At 36.0% G+C, this 22,483-nt stretch carries 17 protein-coding genes; all 17 read right to left on the bottom strand.

Going from position 1 to position 22,483, the window contains the following annotated elements; genetic code table 11:
- Window positions 1-719 precede the first annotated feature (719 nt).
- Window positions 720-2,111: an L-serine ammonia-lyase gene (locus MCY_RS01715; protein ID WP_007346645.1), complete on the bottom strand. Its 1,392-nt coding sequence runs from the start codon at window positions 2,109-2,111 to the stop codon at window positions 720-722.
- Between the two features lie 343 nt (window positions 2,112-2,454).
- The gene (locus MCY_RS01710) at window positions 2,455-3,144 is read right to left on the bottom strand and encodes a nitroreductase (RefSeq protein WP_007346644.1); all 690 of its coding nucleotides are present in this window, start codon (window positions 3,142-3,144) and stop codon (window positions 2,455-2,457) included.
- Window positions 3,145-3,979: 835 nt separating this feature from the next.
- On the bottom strand, window positions 3,980-4,846 hold the full coding sequence (locus MCY_RS01705) for a hypothetical protein (RefSeq protein WP_007346643.1): 867 nt from the start codon (window positions 4,844-4,846) through the stop codon (window positions 3,980-3,982).
- A gap of 264 nt (window positions 4,847-5,110) precedes the next feature.
- Entirely contained in the window at window positions 5,111-8,596 is a 3,486-nt protein-coding gene (gene mfd, locus MCY_RS01700) for a transcription-repair coupling factor (protein ID WP_007346642.1), read from the bottom strand.
- Window positions 8,597-8,601: 5 nt separating this feature from the next.
- On the bottom strand, window positions 8,602-8,889 hold the full coding sequence (locus MCY_RS01695) for an FAD assembly factor SdhE (protein WP_007346641.1): 288 nt from the start codon (window positions 8,887-8,889) through the stop codon (window positions 8,602-8,604).
- Between the two features lie 68 nt (window positions 8,890-8,957).
- A complete protein-coding gene (locus MCY_RS01690) occupies window positions 8,958-9,638 on the bottom strand; it encodes an ABC transporter ATP-binding protein (protein ID WP_007346640.1) in 681 nt (226 codons plus the stop codon).
- A complete protein-coding gene (locus MCY_RS01685; protein ID WP_007346639.1) occupies window positions 9,638-10,906 on the bottom strand; it encodes a lipoprotein-releasing ABC transporter permease subunit in 1,269 nt (422 codons plus the stop codon). The genes MCY_RS01690 and MCY_RS01685 overlap by 1 nt, the downstream gene beginning before the upstream one ends.
- A gap of 11 nt (window positions 10,907-10,917) precedes the next feature.
- Window positions 10,918-12,243 (bottom strand): proline--tRNA ligase, encoded by a 1,326-nt coding sequence (gene proS, locus MCY_RS01680; protein ID WP_007346638.1) that lies wholly within the window; start codon window positions 12,241-12,243, stop codon window positions 10,918-10,920.
- A 203-nt stretch (window positions 12,244-12,446) separates the two neighbouring features.
- Window positions 12,447-14,123: a ribonuclease J gene (locus MCY_RS01675; RefSeq protein ID WP_007346637.1), complete on the bottom strand. Its 1,677-nt coding sequence runs from the start codon at window positions 14,121-14,123 to the stop codon at window positions 12,447-12,449.
- 46 nt (window positions 14,124-14,169) lie between these two features.
- A complete protein-coding gene (locus tag MCY_RS01670) occupies window positions 14,170-14,973 on the bottom strand; it encodes a biotin--[acetyl-CoA-carboxylase] ligase (protein ID WP_007346636.1) in 804 nt (267 codons plus the stop codon).
- 4 nt (window positions 14,974-14,977) lie between these two features.
- The gene (gene nuoN, locus MCY_RS01665; protein WP_007346635.1) at window positions 14,978-16,432 is read right to left on the bottom strand and encodes an NADH-quinone oxidoreductase subunit NuoN; all 1,455 of its coding nucleotides are present in this window, start codon (window positions 16,430-16,432) and stop codon (window positions 14,978-14,980) included.
- 17 nt (window positions 16,433-16,449) lie between these two features.
- A complete protein-coding gene (locus MCY_RS01660) occupies window positions 16,450-17,919 on the bottom strand; it encodes an NADH-quinone oxidoreductase subunit M (RefSeq protein ID WP_026088015.1) in 1,470 nt (489 codons plus the stop codon).
- Window positions 17,916-19,883, bottom strand: coding sequence for an NADH-quinone oxidoreductase subunit L (gene nuoL, locus MCY_RS01655; RefSeq protein ID WP_007346633.1), 1,968 nt, complete (start codon window positions 19,881-19,883; stop codon window positions 17,916-17,918). Before nuoL ends, MCY_RS01660 begins: the two co-directional genes overlap by 4 nt.
- 6 nt (window positions 19,884-19,889) lie before the next feature.
- Window positions 19,890-20,198 (bottom strand): NADH-quinone oxidoreductase subunit NuoK, encoded by a 309-nt coding sequence (nuoK, locus tag MCY_RS01650; RefSeq protein WP_007346632.1) that lies wholly within the window; start codon window positions 20,196-20,198, stop codon window positions 19,890-19,892.
- A gap of 14 nt (window positions 20,199-20,212) precedes the next feature.
- Window positions 20,213-20,833: an NADH-quinone oxidoreductase subunit J gene (locus MCY_RS01645; protein ID WP_007346631.1), complete on the bottom strand. Its 621-nt coding sequence runs from the start codon at window positions 20,831-20,833 to the stop codon at window positions 20,213-20,215.
- A 94-nt stretch (window positions 20,834-20,927) separates the two neighbouring features.
- Window positions 20,928-21,419 carry an NADH-quinone oxidoreductase subunit NuoI gene (gene nuoI / locus MCY_RS01640; RefSeq protein ID WP_007346630.1) on the bottom strand — a complete coding sequence of 164 codons (492 nt, stop codon included), beginning with the start codon at window positions 21,417-21,419 and terminating at the stop codon, window positions 20,928-20,930.
- A 14-nt stretch (window positions 21,420-21,433) separates the two neighbouring features.
- On the bottom strand, window positions 21,434-22,480 hold the full coding sequence (gene nuoH / locus MCY_RS01635; protein ID WP_007346629.1) for an NADH-quinone oxidoreductase subunit NuoH: 1,047 nt from the start codon (window positions 22,478-22,480) through the stop codon (window positions 21,434-21,436).
- Window positions 22,481-22,483: the final 3 nt, after the last annotated feature.

Raw genomic sequence — 22,483 nt, 5'->3', positions numbered from 1 at the left:
TTAAGAACGCATAAATTTACCTTGCAACTTCGTTTTATAAAAAATATTAAATGCCAAGAATTTTTATTATAAATTGAAAGCTGATAAACGAAGAATTGGTGTTGATTTACTATCTTCATCAATAAAAATGTCACTATTCAATAAATTTTGCACTATTCGCGCGCGTTATTGTGAAATAAATTTAAGATTGAGAGATATTTCTCTTTAAAGTTTTCTTTTTAAGGTATTTTTTTCATCATACCAAATGCTCAAAAGATTTTCTCGTCTAAAAACTTAAAATCTTTAATATCTTCTCTCACCTCGTCATAATCATTCAAATTAAAAAAAATTTTTCTTAGATACTGATTCATATCTTCTTTTACTTAAGGATATTGTTATGGCAAGCTTTTAAACGCAATAAAACCTAGAAAAAGTAATAGCAGATTGATCACTAATTTTACTTTGTACTTTTTTATTTTTTCCAAATTAAATTGTTTTGGCATTTGAGAGTCAAATTCAAACAGATATAGGCAAGACTCTTTCTTCAATTTCCCACACAAAAGTTACTCGTTAAGGAGACACTCCCCCCTCAAACTTATTTCATGCATGTTGCTAAATTAAATTTGAATTCCGATTTATATGTAACAAAAAATATAAGCTCTAGCAGGAAGACAAAATAATCCCTCTCCAAATAATTTAGTCCAAACAATCTTGTTATGGATTGACAAACGTTCTAGCTCTTAACAAGATATTGTATTGACTGCAAGGCCACCTTTACTTGTTTCTTTATAGCGTTCACTCATATCATGACCAGTTTGGCGCATTGTTTCTATACAAGCATCAAGAGAAACAAAATGATCTCCATTACCATATAATGCAAGAGAAGAAGCCGTTACCGCCTTAACAGCTCCCATTGCATTACGCTCAATACAAGGAACTTGGACAAGACCTGCAACAGGATCACACGTCATTCCCAAATGATGCTCAAGGGCAATCTCTGCTGCATTTTCAATTTGAGCTGGTGTCCCACCTAACGCTGCAGTCAATCCTGCTGCAGCCATTGAAGATGCCGTTCCAACTTCACCTTGACACCCAACTTCTGCACCAGAAATAGAGGCATTATGTTTGATAACACCACCAATAGCTGCTGCTGTTAATAGAAAATCATGTATTCCCTTTCGATTTGGATCATCATTAAATTGAATATAGTAACGCAAAACGGCTGGAATAACACCAGCAGCCCCATTTGTTGGTGCTGTAACAACACGACCACCTGCTGCATTTTCTTCATTGACTGCTATAGCATATACCGAAAGCCAATCATTTGCCCAAAGTGGATAATTACAATTTTTCTTTTGATTTTCCAAAAGCGTTTCATGCAATTTTTTAGCACGTCTTGGAACACGCAAGCCACCAGGCAACTCACCTTCTTGTGAAAGACCTCTATCAATACAATTCGTCATAGCTGAAAAAATCTCATCGAGTCCTGCATCAAGAGAAGAACGCTCTATCTTTATTTCCTCATTTAAGCGCTTCATTTCAGCAATTGAAAGACCTGACTTTTCTGCCATTGATAACATTGTACGAGCAGAATCAAAAGGATATGGCACCTCAAAAGCTTCTGGTTCTATATTACCATTCACCTGGCTTAATTCATCCTCAGTCACAACAAAACCACCACCGATAGAATAATAAATCTGCCGCAAAACAACACCCCCATCAGTATCAAGTCCTTCAAATGCTAGTCCATTCGTATGTCCAGGTAGAGTTTCCTTTCGTTCAAAAATAAGATCACGTTGCAAATCAAACAGATAAGCGAGATGCCCTTCTGGTTGTACTTTTTTTTCATGTATAACTTTTTTTAACAGGAATCCCACGTTATCAGGATCAACAGTAGAAGCTTTTTCTCCTAAAAGTCCTAATATGATGGCCCTATCTGTCGCATGACCAATACCCGTGAAAGCCAAAGAACCATAAAGATAAACACGTATACGAGAAACTTGAATATCAGACGTCTGAGAAAAATCTCGTATCTTTTGCAAAAACATATTAGCAGCTGTCATCGGCCCCATCGTATGCGAGCTAGAAGGACCAATACCAATTTTAAAAAGTTCAAAAACAGATAAAAACACGCACCACCTCAAAACTCTAGCATAGTTTGAGCACACGCTTTTCTATAATAGTTGCCTCGTCTAAAATCAAATTACGAGATAAACTAAAAAAATGACAGCAATAAACAAGAATGTTGCTCGTCTCGCCACCATCCAACACTTTCTTTCTATAGCGCTTTCCATTACCAACCTTCAAAATGGACAATGCCCCTAGAGCCATTACTTTCTTAATATTTTAAACGTAATAAAATGAATGTTAACATAACAGTATCAGAATTCAATAAAAATAAAAGATTCTTACCGAAAATATTCCTTTATAATGCACTAAGCTCTTCAAAGCATATGCTTAATTATATAAAATATTTTATGGATATGCTTCAATAAAGCGGACAAAGTTTTCTAACGGTTCTCGTTCTGTCTCAAAATTGTTTTCTGGAGCACTTATATCACGGTAACCAAGCGCCATACCGCAGATAATGTGGCGATCCAAAGGGACAGATAAAAGTGTACGAATCTGTTTATGATAATCAGCAAAAGCTGCTTGGGGACAGGTATCTAACCCAAATCCACGTGCTGCTAACATAATGGTCTGCATAAACATACCCAAATCAAGCCAACTCCCCATTTCCATGTCGTGATCCATTGTAAATAAGAGTCCTACGGGTGCATCGAAAAATAAAAAATTTCGCGCCCTTTGATAAAGTACTTTTTCTTCATCTCCTTTTTGAATTCCAAGACTCTGATAAAGTTCTAAACCAACTTTTCGGCGCCTTGAAATATAAGGCTCACGCCACTGACGTGGATAATAATTATATTCACGCTCTCCTTTTACACCTGAAAGCACAAGTTGTGAAAGCTCTTGCCCTACTTTCTGTAATACATTTCCTGTAAGCACGATCACTTGCCATGGCTGAATATTTGTTCCAGATGGTGCACGTGCCGCAAGTTTTAAGATCTCTTTGATTGTTTCCAGACTAACTGGCTGGCTGGTAAAAGCGCGAATTGATTTTCGTGATAAAATAGATTGAAAAATACTCATAGGAGAAACTGCCATTCTTTTTTCTTTCTTTATGAAAAATATTTTTTACTTATCAAGGCAATACATTGTGAAAATATCTTTGCTACTTTTTTTATACACACTACTGCTCCACATGACTTACATATTTCACGCAGTGTTAAAACCCCTCAAGTAGAAATACTAATACCTATCTCTTTTAATAGAAAGAAAATTGTCTAAAAGAAGATGAAATAAATTTCATAATTAACGATTATGCCTCAACTCCGCTAAGCTCATAAAAAAAGTCTCCTTCAATTCGCTCTAAATCCTATAGAAGATCATCAATATCACGCTACATCTTCTTTAAATCAAATTGTTTCTTATTCATTCCTTAAGCTTTTTCTCATTTTCAGGTGATTCAGCCATAAGCCAACATGTCCTATATTTTAAACAATAAAAATTTAACTCTTTTAGCATCTAATATTTGTTTTAACTGATGATAATCCATTTGTGTATAAAGCCGCGCACTTCCTATGCTGGAAAGAGATAAAAAATCTCCTCTTATTCATAATAACGAAAAATCCAAACTGTTATAAAAACTCACGTATCAATTTTTCAATTGAATAACATTTATACATTCTATCTTTATAGACTACATTATTATAAGAAATATACTTATTTTATAATACCTTAAGTCAACACTCTATCTTATATTTTCCTGAACTTTAAAATATAAATAAGTACATTGTCGTCATACAAGTATTATACAAGAAAAAGTCAATTATTTTTTTAGATACAAAAAAGATTGCTGACCGTTTATTATAAGACCTTTAAAATTTTTATAGAATATATCAATCAAAAATTTTTCTAGAATTCAAAATTTGTCATTATTTCACTTGAACCATTCTGTAACATAAAAACGCAAACGATCCATAATATTCTTTCTCTTTTCTGGCAGCATTATATTATATATTTGTCTCGTACTTTTACATAATAAAGGTGCAACTTTTACATTTGAAGAATTGCGCATCACCATATCCTTTATACCACTAATTATATGTTCTTCAAAATCTGAAACACTAAACACCATTATTTCTTCAAAGTGCCCGATTAATTTAGGATCTATTGAATTGATTGCATTTTTCGCCCAACTAAAATCTTCTCGCTTCCAACCAAAATCTTTCCGTAATAAATCCCCTATATCACTGTCTAATAGATTCTCTTCAATTTTACAACCAAGAACAAAAACGGGATACAATTGCACCATTTCATCAATATCATGATCTGTAGGAATCTCTCCATTTGCTGTATCACTATATCCTAATTCAAAAGCGCTTCGAGATTTTAGATATTCTTTTGTTTTACTTAATTTTTTTTCATACTCTCCTACTCTATACTCTCTTGCTTTATGCGCTCTATATGCTAATTCCGTTTTTTTGTTCGCTAAATCACCTAATTTTAAACTAAGCTTATAACGCTCATCATTAAGATCTCCTTGTTCTTGTAGAAGCCTATCATGCTCTATATTATGAGCGCGTATTTGCGAAAGCGTTAAATCAGCGAGTGTCTTTTCAAGAAATTTTATCCTTTTTTCAATAACTTGTAGTCTTTCTTTAATACGCTTATATTGCTCATCAAGCGTTAAACCAGAAAGCGATAACTCGGTTAAGTTAAACTCAGCATGAACGTTTTTTACGCCATATATTAAAGGGAGTAATAACAAAATTATCGTTAGTAACTTTTGTAATGAAGAAAGCATGTGTTACTTTAACCTAAATTTTTTAGAAAATTCTTATATACAAATTCTATTTATCGCGCTTATGTCATTTAAATTATTCTCTTCATTATATCAATACGTATATAATAAAGACCTATCAACAAATATTATGTAAGGTATTATTTCATTATAAACTTAAATTTTATTCTTATAAAAAATCAATAATAGATTATTTTAACAGAATAATTTTATAAAAATAAAAAATAGTTCTGAAAAGTAGAAAAACTGCTTTAAAACAAAATGTTGTTATATCATTTCTACAATTTGTGTCATAATCATTGTTGCATCAATAAGTCTGTCATCAACGGTAGCCCAATCTCGAATAAGAGCGATACTTTGATCTGGACGAATTTTTGCCATTGAACCTTGTTTTCCCACCCACTGAACAAGAGCAATACTATTGGCAAAATAGTTATTGCGAAACTGTATAACAATGCCTCTGGGGCCAGCATCTAATTTTTCTACATGTGCTTTTCGACACAATATTTTGATATGAAAAACTTTAAGGATATGTTGAACTTCAAGGGGTAAAGGACCAAAGCGATCAATTAACTCTGCCGCGAATTCATTAATCTGGTCTAAATTTTCAAGTTCTGTCAAGCGTCGGTAAAGCCCCATCCGTAATGATAAATCAGGTACAAAACTTTCTGGGATCATCACGGTTGTACCAAGTGAAATTTGAGGTGACCATTGCTTATGCTCACTTAGCTCTCCATCTTTTAATTCAGCAACAGCTTCTTCAAGCATTTTTTGATAGAGTTCAAATCCAACTTCTTTGATATGTCCTGATTGTTCCTCACCTAAAAAATTACCTGAACCACGAATATCCATATCATGGCTTGCTAATTGAAAGCCTGCCCCTAATGTATCAAGAGATTGTAAGACTTTAAGACGACGATCAGCTGCAGCCGTTAAAACTTTACTCGCTGGAAATGTAAAGAGCGCATAAGCACGCTGTTTTGAACGCCCTACCCTTCCTCGTAACTGATAGAGAGCAGAAAGACCAAACATCTCAGCACGATGCACAATTAATGTATTGGCTGTTGGAATATCAATGCCCGATTCAATAATGGTTGTCGATAGCAAAACATCATATTGCCCATCGTAAAATGCATTCATAATATCATCAAGTTGTCCAGCTGGCATTTGTCCATGAGCAACAACAAATTTGAGTTCTGGTACATGTGTTTTGAGATATTCTTCTACAAAAGCCAGATCAGAAATACGGGGACAAACATAGAAGCTTTGCCCACCACGATAATATTCTCGAAGCAATGTTTCGCGCACAACAAGTGCATCAAATGGTGAGATAAAAGTACGAACCGCCATTCTATCAATAGGTGGAGTTGTTATTAATGAAAGTTCACGGACCCCCGATAATGCCAACCCTAAAGTTCGTGGTATAGGGGTTGCTGAAAGTGTGAGAACATGAATATCGCTTTTAAGCTCTTTTAAACGCTCTTTATGTTTTACCCCAAAATGTTGCTCCTCATCAATGATAAGAAGGCCTAATCGTAAAAAATTAACTGCATCACTTAATAATGCATGAGTTCCAATAACAATATCAATTGTACCATCTGAAATACTTTTTTTAACTTGTGCAAGTTCTTTTGTTTTTACAAGCCTTGAAGCATGACCAATTTTAACCGGTAATCCTTGAAAACGCGAAATAAAAGTCTTGTAATGTTGACGTGAAAGCAAAGTTGTCGGCACAACAACAGCAACTTGATATCCATTTAATGCTGCAACAAAAGCACTTCGAATGGCTACTTCGGTTTTTCCAAAACCAACATCACCGCATATCAAACGATCCATCGGCTTGCCTGAAGCTAAATCGTCTAAAACAGCATCAATTGCATTTATTTGATCTTCCGTTTCTTCATAGGGAAAGCAAGCAACAAACTCATCAAACAGTCCAACTGGTGGAAATAAAGCAGGTGCGGCACGTGTCACGCGCTCTGCAGCTATACGGATTAATTGTCCTGCCATTTCTAATAAATGTTTTTTAAGTCGCGCTTTACGTACTTGCCAAGCAACACTTCCTAATTTATCTAAAGTTACCTCTGTTCCTTCTGAGCCATAACGTGAGAGAAGTTCAATATTTTCGACAGGTAAAAAAAGTCGATCACCTCCAGCATATTTAATTTCAAGGCAATCTCGTAAAATTCCAGTGGTTGTGATAGTTTTTAGACCAACAAATTGGCCAATACCGTGGTCGATATGCACAACAATATCGCCAGAATTCAGAGCAGAAACTTCAGAAATAAAATTTGTATTATTCTTATGCCGTTTTGGCGATCTTATAAAGCGATCACCAAGGATATCTTGTTCTGCTATAATTGCCAAGTCTTCAATCTCAAAACCATGTTCTATCATAATAACAGCTGCCAATATGCGATCTCGTGGTGTTGCTTTGACAGTCTGCAAAGATTTTGCAATATCTATTTTTTTTAATCCATACTCATCGAGAACTTGGATCAAACGATTAAGAGAACCTTCACTCCAACATGCTAAAAGCACTTTTTTGCCAGCAGCACGTAAAGATGAGATATGATCAATAACACTTAAAAAAACATTTTTTTCCTGCGCATGACGCTCTTTTACAAAATCATGTCCTTTTTTAACATTGGTATGAATAACTGTTTGATCCAAACTTTGTGGAATATTAAAAGGCGAGAAATCAATACGTTGTGAAGATTGTTGCACACATTCTAAAACACGCTCTGACGTTAAGTAGAGAAGACTAGGGTCTATTGGATGATAAGAAGTAGAATTTTCTTTATCATTTTCACGTTCTTTGCGCGCATTATAATAGTCTTCAATAAGGCGATAGCGCTCAATGAAAACTTCTTCTATGAGATGCTCAAAAACAAGTGGTAACTTACCACAATGATCAAAAAAAGTATCAAGGTTTTCATAAAAAAATGGAAGCCAATGTTCCATACCAGCAAAACGCCGACCTTGAGCAATTGCTTCATAAAGCATGTTATTTTTTTGTGATATACCAAATGTACGAGTATAATTGCTTTTAAAACGGCTGATGCATTCTGGTGTCAAAACAATCTCATTCATTGCATGTAATAAAAGTTCAGTTTTTTGCCTTGTTGTCCTTTGACTTTCTGGATCAAATACGCGGATGCTTTCTAGGATATCTCCAAAAAAATCAAGACGTAAAGGCTCAACATCCATAGGAGAAAAGATATCAAGTATTCCTCCTCTTACAGCAAATTCACCGACATCACGGACAACCGCAACGCGCTCAAAACCATTGATTCCTAGGAATTGAATTAAGTTCTCCATATTATTGCATTGGCCAACATGTAAATGAATAAGTTGAGCTTCTATCATTTCACGAGGAGGCAGCTTTTGCATAATTGCATTTGCTGTTGTTAATATAATTGCAGGATGTGGATTTTGACGTAAATTTGCTATGCGAGCCAATGCAGAGAGGCGACGGGCCATAACAGCAATTCCTGGCGATACGCGATCATAAGGCAAACAATCCCATGCAGGAAATTGAAGTACGGGCAAATTGGGCTCAATAAAATTTAAAACTTGTTGTAAATGCGCAATTTTTGTTCCGTCGCGAACAACATAAATGAGCGCTCTACCTTGTGCAATTTCTGAACTTAATTTAGCAAGCGCAAAAGCCTCAAATCCATCAGTAACTCCATCAAATATCATATGAACAGAACTGTTTTGGGGAATAACATTTTTTTTAAATATAGGCATCAGAATCAATAACTTAAGCAATTACGATAATTGACAATATCACGAAAAAGTGGACTATCAATTTTAGAGGGTGGTGAAATTTCTCCGGTAATCCATGTGAGTAAATCACGATCATCAAAAGACATAATATATTCAAGTTCAGAGAGCATTTTATCATTCATCTCAGTAATATGAGCTTCTACATAATGGCCAAAAATGAGATCCATTTCACGAATACCGCGATGCCATGCACGAAAAATCAATCGGCGACGACGCACATTCAATTGATTTTTGTCGTCGACAAAAACTGTCATAAAAAAATCTCCTTGAATTAAAGTAATATAAATTATTCAATTTGTAATATAAAATCTGTACCTTTCCTTTAAGGAAGTTCTATAATCTTTTGTTCTTTAAGTGTAATTCTACGGTGCATTTGCTTAGCCAAAGCGTAATTATGTGTTGCAATAAGAGCAGCAAGACCAGACTGACGAACCAGGATAGATAAAGCTTGAAAGACATAAGCTGATGTTACAGGATCAAGATTTCCTGTAGGTTCATCAGCCAAGAGAACTGAAGGAGCATTTGCAACTGCACGTGCAATAGCAACACGTTGCTGTTCTCCTCCTGATAACTCTGAGGGGCGATGGTTCGTACGATGAGAAACACGTAGATACGTTAATAATTTACGTGCACGATCCTCTGCTATGGATTTTTTTAAGCCTGCTATCATTTGTGGTATCATGACGTTTTCTAAAGCTGTAAACTCTGGAAGTAAATGATGAAATTGATAGACAAAACCAATATCATTTCGCCTTATAGCTGTTCGCTCGCTATCAGAGCGTTTTGCACAAGAAACGCCCCGTAACTTCACATCACCAGCCGTTGGTTTTTCTAATAACCCAGCAATATGAAGAAGTGTTGATTTTCCAGCTCCAGATGGTGCAACAAGTGCGACAAGTTCACCACGATTAAGAATAAAATTTGCTTTATTTAAAACAATGAGCGGCTTATGATTTTCGAAAAAGTGTCTTTCAATCTCTACAAGCTCTAAAATAGCTGTCATTATTCATACCTCAAAGCTTGGACAGGATCTAGCTTAGCGGCACGCCATGCCGGAATGAGAGCAGCAAGAAATGATAAGAATAAAGCCATTATAGCAACCAAAACAGTCTGTTTCCAATCAATTTGTGCAGGCAATTTTGTTAAAAAATAAAGTTGAGGATTAAAAACATCGACATTAAATAACCAAGATATAAACTCTTGAATACGATTAATATTTGCAGTCGCGATAACACCTAAAATTAAGCCTAATATCGTTCCAATAAAACCAATCATCATTCCTGTGATGATAAATATACGCAAAATTGCGCTCTGTTGGGCACCCATCGTGCGTAAAATGGCAATATCATGACTTTTATCTTTTACAAGCATAATCAGGCCTGAAATAATATTTAAAGCAGCAACAAGAATGATCAAGGAAAGAATGAAAAACATAACATTTCGTTCAATCTGTAAGGCTGAAAAAAAAGCCTGATTGCGTGTACGCCAATCAATTAAGTAGACCTGCTCATCAATCGTTTTTTCTACAACAGGTTTTATTTGATCAACGGTATCAGGATCATTTAGAAATAGCTCTAAAGACTGAACCTTATCTCCTAAATTAAAAAACATTTGTGCTTCATGAAGGGGCATAAAGATGAATATTGAATCATATTCAGACATACCAACTTCAAAAATAGCAACGACTTTATAAGCTTTCACACGCGGGGTAACGCCAAAAGGAGTCTCATCACCATCTGGAGTGATAATACGAATATCTCTTCCAATTGTAAGTCCCAATTTTTCTGCTAAACCACTTCCAATTGCAACACCTTCTTCCTTATCAAATTGAGTAATCGATCCTAATTTAATATTTTGAGAGACTATTTTGAGCTTTTCTAGATCTTGCTTGCGCATACCGCGAACTAAAGCGCCAGAACCTCCTTGAATCTCACCTTGAACAAGCGCTTGAGCTTCAATAACAGGCAAAGCAAATTTCACACCCTTTGTAGATTCTAAAGAAGAAATAAGAGTTTTATAATCAGAAAAACCAGAATCAATTGTTTGAACAATAAGATGTCCATTCATACCAAGAATACGATTGAGAAGTTCTGTACGAAAGCCATTCATCACTGCCATAACAACAACCAAAGCAAATACGCCTAACATAATCCCAATAAGAGAAATAATTGAAATTACAGATGCAACGACATGTTTCTTATTGGGAATCATATAACGAAAAGCAACCATCCACTCATAAGATGAAAAACTTTTATTTTTCAGCCTTTTCATAATATTTCCTATTAAATTATAGAAAGCTGGCTGGGGATATCTTCAACCTTTAAAATTTTTTTTACACCTGTTTTTCGATCTTTAATTTCAACTTCATTTTGTGCAATACTGTGAGGACCAACAATGATTTGCGTTGGTAAGCCAATCAAATCCATTGTTGCAAATTTTGCTCCAGGACGTTCATTTCTATCATCTAATAATGGATCAAAACCTGCATCCTTTAATCCCTGATAAAGAAATTCACATGTATGTGTACATTTTTCATCATTGGGTTTCATATTGATAATCCCGAAATCGAACGGTGCCATCGATTTTGGCCAAATAATACCATTTTCATCATGAGAAGCCTCAATAGCTGCTGCAACAAGACGTGAAGGTCCAATACCATAAGATCCCATAGAAACCACATGTTCTTTTCCATCTTGCCCCATAACTTTTGCTCCCATGGGAGCAGAATATTTAGTGCCAAAGTGGAAAATATGTCCAACTTCAATACCACGCGCTGAAAGACGATTTTTCTCAGAAATTTTAACCCATTCTTTTTCATTATGCATTTCTTCTGTCGCTGCATAAAAAGATGTCCACTGTTTGACAGTATCATCTAAAATAGCTTTATCACTAAAATCGATTGAATGATGAGGAACGGTGAGTTCAAGAAATTGTCTATCACAGAAAATAGTGCTCTCTCCTGTTTCAGCCAAAATGATAAACTCATGACTAAGTTCCCCCCCAATTGGACCTGTATCAGCACGCATGGGAATTGCTTTTAAACCAAGGCGAGAAAAAGTACGTAAATAAGCAACAAACATACGATTATATGATGTTTTAGAGCCTTCATAATCAAGATCAAAAGAATAGGCATCTTTCATTAAAAATTCTCTTGCCCGCATCACACCAAAACGTGGGCGAATCTCATCACGAAACTTCCATTGAATATGATACAAATTAAGTGGAAGATCTTTATAAGAACGAATATATGAGCGAAAAATATCTGTTACCATCTCTTCATTGGTGGGACCATAAAGTAAATCACGCTTTTGGCGATCTTTAATGCGAAGCATTTCCAAGCCATAATCATCATAACGACCACTTTCACGCCAAAGATCAGCGGATTGAATTATAGGCATCAATATTTCTATTGCACCAGCACGTTCTTGCTCTTCACGAATAATTCTACACACTTTATCAAGTACTTTTTTTCCTAAAGGAAGCCAAGAATAAATCCCTGATGTTTGTTGTTTAATCATCCCAGCACGCAACATAAAGCGATGAGAAACAATTTCTGCTTCTTTAGGATTCTCTTTTAAAAGTGGAAGGAAATATTGAGAAAGACGCATTGAAATAATTAACTCCTAATTAGATCTATCATATTGGAACAATTTAACACACCCTCTATTCATCTATAGCTGCATTCTGAATACTTGCAAATATTACGATCTTATTGTTTAAAAATTTATGTGCTCTATTCTCTATTTTCTTAATTGAGCAGTAAAATAAAAACCTTCTTTTCTCTTTTAAAACAACATAATATGAAAACTTTTTATTTTGACTGATGTAAAAAAACTGTACAGATGGGTTTTTTTTGCCAAATTTCATAAATAGCTGCTCTCACTGCACGTCGTATTGCTTCCCGCACAAGTTCATTATTTTTCCGTTTCATACGTGGAATACTATAAATTGTATTTTCAACAATATCTAAAAGAATGTCTTTCAAACTTTCCCCCTCTTCATTACTTTGAGGTAACCCAAATGTTGTTAGACCTATATCCCCTAATAATTCATACTTATTATTTATAAGAAGAGAAATAGTAACATGACCAGCGTAACTTAGTTTTCGTCGTTCACGAATCCCTAATTCATCTTCATCCCCAATTAAGCAGCCATCCTTATAAATGCGCCCAACAGGAACTTGATCAACAACTTTTATAGGCTCTGGTGCAAGACGTAACATATGGCCATTTCTGATATCCATAACAGTTTTAATACCTGCTTGACGTGCTAAAGTTGCCTGAGCTTTAAGATGCATTGCTTCTCCATGAACAGGAACAAGGATCTGTGGTTTTACCCAATCATACATTTGTAAAAGTTCCGAACGACGGGGATGACCTGAAACATGAACCAGTGCATCTTCATTCGTAATAATTCCAATACCCAAACTAATAAAACGATTTTGTACCTCAATAATCGCCTTTTCGTTTCCTGGAATACTTCGTGATGAATAAATAACTATATCACCAGCGGAAAGTGCAATATTCTTCATTCCATCACGTGACAGTTTAGCCAAAGCAGCACATGGTTCACCTTGGCTTCCTGTGACAATTAAAACAAGTTCTCTACGTGGGATGTAACCATAATCATCTTCCGTTACAAATGGCGCTAAACCATGCATATAACCAAGCTCTTGTGCAACCATAATACTTCGCTTAAGGGAACGTCCAATGACAAGCACTTTACGCCCAGAAGCTTCAGATGCAAGTGCAATAGAACGTATCCGACCAATATTAGAAGCAAAAGTTGCTACCGCAACGCGCCCTTCAGCTTTCGAAATAATCTCTGAAAGACTGGTTTGAACCTGCTGCTCTGATGGAGAGATACCATCCCGACACGCATTTGTAGAATCACAAAGCAAGGCTAAAACACCCTTATTGCCTAAAGCACGAAATCTTTTTTCATTCGTTAAATCCCCGAATGAAGGGGTATGATCAATTTTCCAATCGCCAGTATGAACCACTGTCCCTAAAGACGTTGTAATTGCCAAAGAGACAGATTCTGGTATTGAATGGTTAACAGCTATCGCCTCTACAGAAAAGGAACCTACCTGAAAACAATCACCAGCTTGAAAAATAGTAAGTGATATTTTGTGAGATTCAAAATCTGCTTGTTTTTTAATTTCCAATAATCCTGCCGTAAAAGGTGTACAGTAAATTGGAACTTGTAATTTTGGCCATAAATCAAGAACCGCCCCATAATGATCTTCATGAGCATGAGTCAAAATAAGACCGCGCACATTATGTTTTTCATCTTCCAGAAAACGGATATCAGGTAACACAAGATCTGCTCCTGGTAATTCAGGACCAGCAAAACTCACCCCCATATCAACAAGCAGCCATTCACGAAGATTTTGTGGCCCAAATCCGTAAGCAGCTAGATTCATCCCTATTTCACCTACGCCTCCCAGAGGTAAAAAAACAAATTCATTCTCATTGGCTACGGCCATAAACATCTCCCAAATCATTAAGATAATCTGATGGTGAAATAATTTTTTAATAACGGCCTGCATTAATAGAAGCAGCCGAACCAAAATGAACATCTCCAGCTGTTATAATGGCTATCTGACCATTTCTTTGTTTTATGATGCAGTTAAAATTACTATCAAGACCATCAAAAATACCCTCGATAACTTTCTCATCATTGATTATTTTGACATTCTGCCCAAGATGAGCAGAGTATAAAAGCCATTTTTCGCGAATTACATCGCTTCCTCCTGTTTGTTTCCAAAGAAGGTAATTTTTAGAAAAACACTCTGTCAAAACCGTAAATAACTGTTCTGCTTCAATATGCAAACCAATATTCTTTAAGCTTGAAGTGGGATAGGGTGCTTCTTCATAATTATATTTCACATTTATTCCAATACCAATAACCAACGCATATTGTTGTGATGACAATTTAAAAATTTCGAGCAAAACTCCAGAGCTTTTCATTCCTTTGAGCAAAATATCATTTGGCCATTTTAAACTCACAATATCATTTGCTTGCTTTTCATCTTTTATAAATTGTTTTATTGCCTCTGCCACACTTACGCCAGCAACAAAACCAAGTTGGGCAGCAGTTTGATGGACAATATCATCAATTAACAAAAGACTAGAATAAAGATTCCCTTTTGGACTAGACCAAGTCCTCCCTCTTCTCGCTCTTCCCTGTAATTGTTCTTGTGCAACAATCCAAAGGTAACCTTGATGTCCAGTTTGTGCTTTTCGTTGTGCAATAAGATTGGTTGAATCAACAATTCTATGCGATTCAACAGTGTATCCTTGTTTTTGTGCAAAATCTGATAAAATATAAACCATATCATTAAAACAGTGCTGCTGCTGCTTTTTCTGCTAACTCAGCGAACCAAACTCCCAAAAGTATATAAAATAAAATAAATAACGCAGAAAGACCAAGACAAACTCGAAGTTCATTTGATAAAGCGACAAAATGCGCTTTTGCATCATCAAACCACATAATTTTAATGACTCGCAAATAGTAAAAAGCTCCAATAACAGATGCTATCATCCCAATGACAGCGAGCGGAGTAAGACCAGCATGGACAGCAGCAGAAAATGTATACCATTTCCCAAAAAAACCGGCCATAGGTGGTATGCTTGCTAGCGAGAAAAATTGTATTGTCATCACAACGGCCATAAACGGATTTGTCTTTGCTAACCCTGAAAGGTCATAAATATTTTCAACATTACCACTCCTAGACCGCATTCCAAGAATAAAAGCAAATGAACCGATTGTCATGCCAAGATAAATAGTCATATAAAGAATAACACTTTTTATTCCAAGCATATCTCCAGCAGCTAAACCAACAAGCGCATATCCCATGTGACCAATTGATGAATAAGCCATCAAACGCTTAATATTGCTCTGACCAATTGCAGCAAATGCACCAAGTATCATTGATGTCAACGCCATAAACACCAAAATTTGCTGCCATGCAGGCATAGAACCATCAAAACTACTGAGTGGAATAAAGGTCATAACCATAAGACGAATAATGAGTGCCATCGCAGCAATTTTAGGAGCACCAGCAAAAAATGCTGTAATAGGTGTTGGGGCTCCTTCATAAACATCAGGAGTCCACATATGAAATGGAACTGCAGAAATTTTGAAAGCCAAACCAGCTAAAATAAAAACAATTGAAAAAATAACCCCCAATTGTAAATTTTCACCTTTCAAAGCAATGGCAATTTCGTGAAAACCAATTTGACCAGTAAAGCCATAAAGCAAGGAAATACCATAAAGCAATAATCCTGAAGACAACGCCCCTAAAACAAAATATTTTATACCAGCCTCAGAAGATTTTACATTATCACGATTAATTGCAGCAAGGACATATAAAGCTAAAGATTGTAATTCCAACCCCATATAAAGTGACAGCATATTACCCGCTGAAATCATCAGCATCATGCCAAGAGTTGCTAAAAGAACAAGCACAGGAAATTCAAATATATCAGACTTTTGAGAACTATTAAAACCAACAGACATAATAAGAGCAAAAAGTGCACCAATAAGCGTTAAGATTTTCATATAACGACCAAAAGAATCAATAATGAGTGCATTGGTTTGAAATAAGCCAGTCTTTGGAAAAATAATAATCATAACAATGGTTGCCACAAAAAGAGCAATGGCTAGCCCCGTTACAGATAAAGAGGAACATACATTGGAATAAACACCAACCAAAAGCAATACTATTCCCCCTAATGCTATTAAAATCTCTGGAAGAATTAAGACTAATTGCGTTATTATTTCATTTTGCATGTGCATTCTTCCCTTATCTAGTGCAGTTTATTGATGAGGGCTTCTACAGAAAACGCCATTACTTTAAGAATAGGCGTTGGATAGATACCAAAAAATATTGTCAGAACAACCATTGGATAAAGAATGAATTTTTCTCTTGAAGAGAGATCTATAAGGACTTTTAAATTCTCTTTATCCAAAGAACCAAAAACCACACGTCGATAAAGATAAAGTGCATAAGCAGCTGATAAAATAACACCAGTTGTAGCCAAAATAACAACCAATTTATTTACTTGAAAAACACCTATTAAAGTTAAAAATTCACCTAAAAAACCTGAACTTCCAGGTAAACCAACATTCGCCATGGTGAAGATCAAGAAAACAACAGCATATTTGGGCATATTATTCACTAAACCACCAAATGCTGCAATTTCACGTGTATGCAAACGATCATAGATAACTCCAACACAAAGAAACAAAGCTGCTGAAACAATTCCATGGGATAGCATCTGATAAATAGCTCCTTGAATACCTTGTTCATTCGCAGCAAAAATTCCCATTGTCACATACCCCATATGTGCTATCGAGGAATAAGCAATAAGCTTTTTTATATCATTTTGAACAAGTGCAACCAACGACGTATAAATAATAGCGATAAGCGATAATATAAAAACTAAAGGGGCAAAATCTGCTGAAGCGATAGGAAACATGGGTAAAGAAAAACGAAGAAAACCATACCCACCTAATTTAAGTAAGACACCAGCTAAAATAACTGAGCCGGCTGTCGGTGCTTCTACATGAGCATCAGGAAGCCATGTATGAACTGGCCACATCGGCATTTTAACAGCAAAAGAAGCAAAAAATGCAAGCCACAACCATATTTGCATATGTACAGGAAACGGATGATTGAGTAAAGTAGGTAGATCAAGTGTTCCTGCATCCCAATACATAGCCATAAGAGCAACCAACATAAGCACTGAACCAAGTAAAGTATATAAGAAAAACTTGATGCTTGCGTAAACACGACGTGCTCCACCCCACACTCCTATAATGATAAACATTGGAATAAGGCTGCCTTCAAAAAAGACATAGAATAATATTGCGTCAAGAGCACAAAAAACACCAATAATCGCAACTTCAAGAAGAAGAAAAGCAATCATATAAGCTTTTAATTTTTCTTTAACATTCTCCCAACTTGCTAAAATACAGAAAGGCAAAAGAAACGCTGAGAGAACAACAAAAAGAATAGAAATACCATCAACCCCCATATGATAGCTAATACCATTTCCTAACCAACTGAATTTTTCAACCATTTGAAAATTGGGATTAGTAGAATCAAATCCTATCCAAATAATTAAAGAAATAATAAAAACAAATATCGTTGTAAAAAATGCGACATTACGTATATTATGACGCGCAACTTCACTATCATCTTTGATAAATAAAATTAGAAGCACACCAACAAGCGGCAAAAATGTAACCGTAGAAAGAATAGGCCAATCGATCATTGGTTTACGCCCCCGATCATCATCCATGTGATGAGCAATGCAACGCCTATAAGCATCGCAAATGCATAATGATAAAGATAGCCTGTCTGTATTCGAACAACTCTATTTGTAATATCAACAACACGTGCTGCAATACCATTCGGACCTAGACCATCAATAATTTTACCGTCTCCTATTTTCCAAAGAAAATAACCAATTCTAAAGGTAGGACGAACAAATAGAAAGTTATATAGTTGATCGAAATACCATTTTTGGTAAAAAAAGTGATATACTCTCGGCATAATACGAGCCATTCTCTTGGGAAGAGATGGAAAAGAAATATAAAATAAATAGGCCAACATAAATCCAAGAATCATTGCTATAAAGGGAGACCATTTTACCCAATTAAAGACATGGTGGGCATCATGCAGAATGTGATTGTGGCTGCTTGTAAACAATGCTCCCTTCCAAAAAGTATCGTATAAATCACCAAAAAAGTAAGGTTGAAAAATAACACCAGAAAATATTGCTCCGATAGATAAAATAAAGAGTGGGATCAACATCACTGGAGGCGATTCATGAACATGATGCATAACATCAACGGTTGCCCGTGGTTTCCCATGAAATGTCATAAAGATAAGCCGCCATGAATAAAAGCTTGTTAATAAAGCTGCAAAAACAAGAAGATAAAATGCATATCCTGAAGCAATATTATGGGATGCAAAAGCAGACTCTATAATTGCATCTTTTGAGAAAAAACCCGCAGTCCCGAAAAATGTTCCTGGAATTCCAACACCGGTCAAAGCGATAGTTCCTATCATCATCATCCAATAGGTGAGCTTTATATGTTTGCGTAATCCGCCCATTTTTCGCATATCTTGTTCATCAGATACAGCATGAATGACAGAGCCCGCACCAAGAAACAATAAGGCTTTAAAAAAAGCATGCGTAAAAAGATGGAAAACAGCAGCTCCATATGCTCCAACACCTAATGCCACAAACATATAACCAAGTTGAGAACAGGTAGAATAAGCAATAACACGTTTAATATCATTCTGTACCAATCCCACAGTTGCTGCAAAAAATGCTGTTGTTGCTCCAACAACAATAATCACGGTCAGCGCAGTCGAAGAAAGTTCAAAAATTGGCGACATACGGGCAACCATAAAAACACCAGCCGTTACCATTGTTGCAGCATGAATAAGTGCTGATACAGGCGTAGGTCCTTCCATTGCATCAGGGAGCCAAGTATGTAAAAGAAACTGTGCTGATTTTCCCATCGCGCCAATAAATAACAAAAGACATGTAACAGTAATTGCCGTCTGACCATCAAACTGCCCACCTAAAAATGTCATATTTTGTATAAAGCTATTGTCTGCAGCTTTTGCAAAAATAGAGGCAAAATCAACTGATTGGAATAAAACAAAAATACTAAATATTCCTAGGAGAAAACCAAAGTCTCCAACACGATTAACGACAAAAGCTTTCATTGCAGCTCTATTAGCAGAATCGCGCTGAAACCAAAAACCAATTAAAAGATAAGAAGCAAGTCCAACACCTTCCCATCCAAAAAACATCTGGATTAAATTATCGGAAGTCACCAACATAAGCATCATAAATGTAAACAAAGAGAGATAAGAAAAAAAACGGGATCTTGAAGGGTCATGGTGCATATAACCAATTGAATAAATATGTACCAATGCCGAAACACTATTTACAACAATAAGCATGACAGTTGTTAATGTATCAACATGTAAAGCCCAATTAAAACTTAAATCACCAACATTGAGCCAATGTAATATTAATATATCAATCGCTGAAGTATGACCAAGTGCAAGATTGAAAAATGCTACCCACGACAATATGGCAACAATCACCATAAAGCTACATGTTATCAATTCACTTGCACGATCTCCTATTGTTTTTCCACCTAGCGCAGCAATAAGAAAACCCAAAAGCGGAAGAAAGACAATCGTATAATACATCACTGGTTAGCCTTTCATCACGTTAACATCTTCAACTGCAATGGAACCACGATTACGGAAAAAGACGACAAGAATTGCTAAACCAATTGCAGCTTCAGCAGCTGCTACAGTTAAAATAAATAAAGCGAATATCTGACCAACGAGATCATGAAGAAATGCTGAAAATGCAATAAAATTAATATTAACTGAGAGTAATATAAGCTCAATGGACATCAAGATAATAATCACATTTTTTCTGTTGAGAAAAATTCCAGCAATACCAATTGTAAACATCAAAGCAGAAACAGTGAGATAATGCGTAATACCAATATACATATTCATAGCCCCCCTTAAATACCTTTACCTGATTCAACTTGCTTGATTTCAATGGCACTTTCTACTGTTCTAGAAACTTGCTCCGCAATAGATTGTCGCTTTACTCCCAATTTATGACGAAGTGTTAAAACAATAGCACCAATCATTGCAACTAATAAAATTATTCCAGCAATTTGAAAATAAAAAACGTAATCCGTATAGAGAATATCACCTAACGCCTGTGTATTTGTTCGCTGCGCTAAATCTGGCATTGGTTGCGTAACATGTATTCTCAAGACTGGAGAAAAATAACTACCTACAAAAACAACAATCAATTCTACAGCGATAATAACGCCAATAAGAGCTCCAATAGGAGCATACCGAAGGGTTCCACTCTTCAATTCAGCAAAATCAACATCAAGCATCATAACGACAAATAAAAATAAAACAGCCACAGCTCCAACATAAACAACAAGCAAAATAAGACCTAAAAACTCTGCTCCTGCAAGTAAAAATAAAGCTGCAGCGTTAAAAAATGCGAGGATTAAAAACAAGACAGAATGCACAGGATTGCGTACTGTAATAACAATAACTGCGCTTGCTAGCATAATAAAAGCAAACAAATAGAAAAACGCCGCCGCTAGATCTGTTAGCATAGGCTTCTCCTTAATCATCCGAACAATTGGTATAACTTTAATACCAGATTACAATTTATCGGAAAACTATCCGACACCTCATTTAACGATACACTTAACGATAAGGTGCATCCATCAATATATTTCGAGCAATTTCTCGCTCCCAACGATCTCCATTCATTAAAAGCTTTTCTTTATCATAATAGAGTTCCTCACGCGTTTCTGTTGCAAATTCAAAATTTGGCCCCTCAACAATAGCTTCTACTGGACAAGCTTCTTGACAAAAACCGCAGTAAATACACTTAACCATATCGATATCATACCGCACTGTTCTACGGGTACCATCATTACGTCGCGGACCTGCCTCAATTGTAATTGCTTGCGCAGGGCAAATTGCTTCACATAATTTACAAGCAATACACCGCTCCTCACCATTTGGATAGCGACGTAGTGCATGTTCACCACGAAAACGCTCCGAAACAACTCCTTTTTCATAAGGATAATTAATTGTAGGCTTTGGTGAAAAAAATTGACGCATAGCTAAGAAAAAAGCACTCAAAAATTCCAATAGAAGGAGTGATTTTGCCGCTTGCATAAAACCTGACATCGTAAAATCTCCTCTTAAACGAAATTCGTAAACTTTAAAAAAATCGCAGTTATCACAACCATTGCTAATGAAAGAGGAAGAAAAACTTTCCAACCAAGCCGCATGAGCTGATCATAGCGATAACGTGGCACAAATGCTTTAACTATAGCAAACCAAAAAAACACAAAGCAGACTTTTAAAACAAACCAAATGATACCAGGAATCCAATTAAGCCACCAAACATCCAAGGGAGGAAGCCAACCACCTAAAAATAGAATGGTTGTTAATGCACACATTAAAACAATAGCAACATACTCACCAAGAAAGAAAAGCATGTAAGGCGTTGAAGAATATTCTACCATATGGCCAGCTACAAGCTCAGACTCCGCTTCCACCAAATCAAATGGAGGACGATTTGTTTCTGCGAGAGCGGAAATAAAAAATATAATAAACATTGGAAAAAGAACGAGCCAATTCCAATCGAGAAAACTGTTAAAAGGAAGACCAATGGTTGTACCAAAACCATGACTTTGTTTAAGAACAATTGTTGTGAGATCTAACGAACCACTTACTAAAATGACGGTCACAAGTACAAAACCAATAGAAACTTCATAAGAAACCATCTGTGCCGCTGAACGCAAAGCTCCTAAGAAAGGATATTTTGAATTTGATGCCCATCCTCCCATAATAACACCATAAACTTCAAGAGATGAAACAGCTAAGATGTAAAGCAAGCCAACATTAATCTTCGCAATCTCCCAGCCTTCATTGACGGGAATAACAGCCCAAGTTGATAGTGCAAGTGTTGCAGAAACAAAAGGAGCCAAAAGAAAAACCCCCTTATTGGCGCCTGCAGGGATAATAGGCTCCTTAACAACAAACTTAATTAAATCTGCGAAAGACTGTAACAATCCCCACGGACCAACAACATTCGGACCACGCCGCAATTGTACCGCTGCCCAAATCTTCCTATCTGCGTAAAGAAGATAAGCAACCAAGATCAAAAGACCAACCAAAAGAAGAAGTGTTTTTCCGACAATAACAAGTAATGGTAACAGCCAAGTCATAAAGAAATCATCCATCAT

It is taken from the genome of Bartonella rattimassiliensis 15908, from assembly GCF_000278215.1.
Taxonomy (GTDB): Bacteria; Pseudomonadota; Alphaproteobacteria; order Rhizobiales; family Rhizobiaceae; genus Bartonella; species Bartonella rattimassiliensis.
The sequence above is the reverse complement of the archived record's forward strand: the minus strand, read 5'-3'. Positions and strand labels throughout refer to the sequence as shown.

Coding starts and splice junctions, on each gene's coding strand:
- nuoN (WP_007346635.1), bottom strand. CDS start 16,432: ATGCAAAATGAAATAATAACGCAATTAGTCTTAATTCTTCCAGAGATT.
- MCY_RS01675 (WP_007346637.1), bottom strand. CDS start 14,123: ATGGCCGTAGCCAATGAGAATGAATTTGTTTTTTTACCTCTGGGAGGC.
- nuoK (WP_007346632.1), bottom strand. CDS start 20,198: ATGTATATTGGTATTACGCATTATCTCACTGTTTCTGCTTTGATGTTT.
- MCY_RS01690 (WP_007346640.1), bottom strand. CDS start 9,638: ATGACAGCTATTTTAGAGCTTGTAGAGATTGAAAGACACTTTTTCGAA.
- MCY_RS01670 (WP_007346636.1), bottom strand. CDS start 14,973: ATGGTTTATATTTTATCAGATTTTGCACAAAAACAAGGATACACTGTT.
- nuoL (WP_007346633.1), bottom strand. CDS start 19,883: ATGTATTATACGATTGTCTTTCTTCCGCTTTTGGGTTTTCTTATTGCT.
- mfd (WP_007346642.1), bottom strand. CDS start 8,596: ATGCCTATATTTAAAAAAAATGTTATTCCCCAAAACAGTTCTGTTCAT.
- MCY_RS01710 (WP_007346644.1), bottom strand. CDS start 3,144: ATGGCAGTTTCTCCTATGAGTATTTTTCAATCTATTTTATCACGAAAA.
- MCY_RS01645 (WP_007346631.1), bottom strand. CDS start 20,833: ATGCTAACAGATCTAGCGGCGGCGTTTTTCTATTTGTTTGCTTTTATT.
- nuoI (WP_007346630.1), bottom strand. CDS start 21,419: ATGTCAGGTTTTATGCAAGCGGCAAAATCACTCCTTCTATTGGAATTT.
- nuoH (WP_007346629.1), bottom strand. CDS start 22,480: ATGGATGATTTCTTTATGACTTGGCTGTTACCATTACTTGTTATTGTC.
- MCY_RS01685 (WP_007346639.1), bottom strand. CDS start 10,906: ATGAAAAGGCTGAAAAATAAAAGTTTTTCATCTTATGAGTGGATGGTT.
- proS (WP_007346638.1), bottom strand. CDS start 12,243: ATGCGTCTTTCTCAATATTTCCTTCCACTTTTAAAAGAGAATCCTAAA.
- MCY_RS01695 (WP_007346641.1), bottom strand. CDS start 8,889: ATGACAGTTTTTGTCGACGACAAAAATCAATTGAATGTGCGTCGTCGC.
- MCY_RS01705 (WP_007346643.1), bottom strand. CDS start 4,846: ATGCTTTCTTCATTACAAAAGTTACTAACGATAATTTTGTTATTACTC.
- MCY_RS01660 (WP_026088015.1), bottom strand. CDS start 17,919: ATGATCGATTGGCCTATTCTTTCTACGGTTACATTTTTGCCGCTTGTT.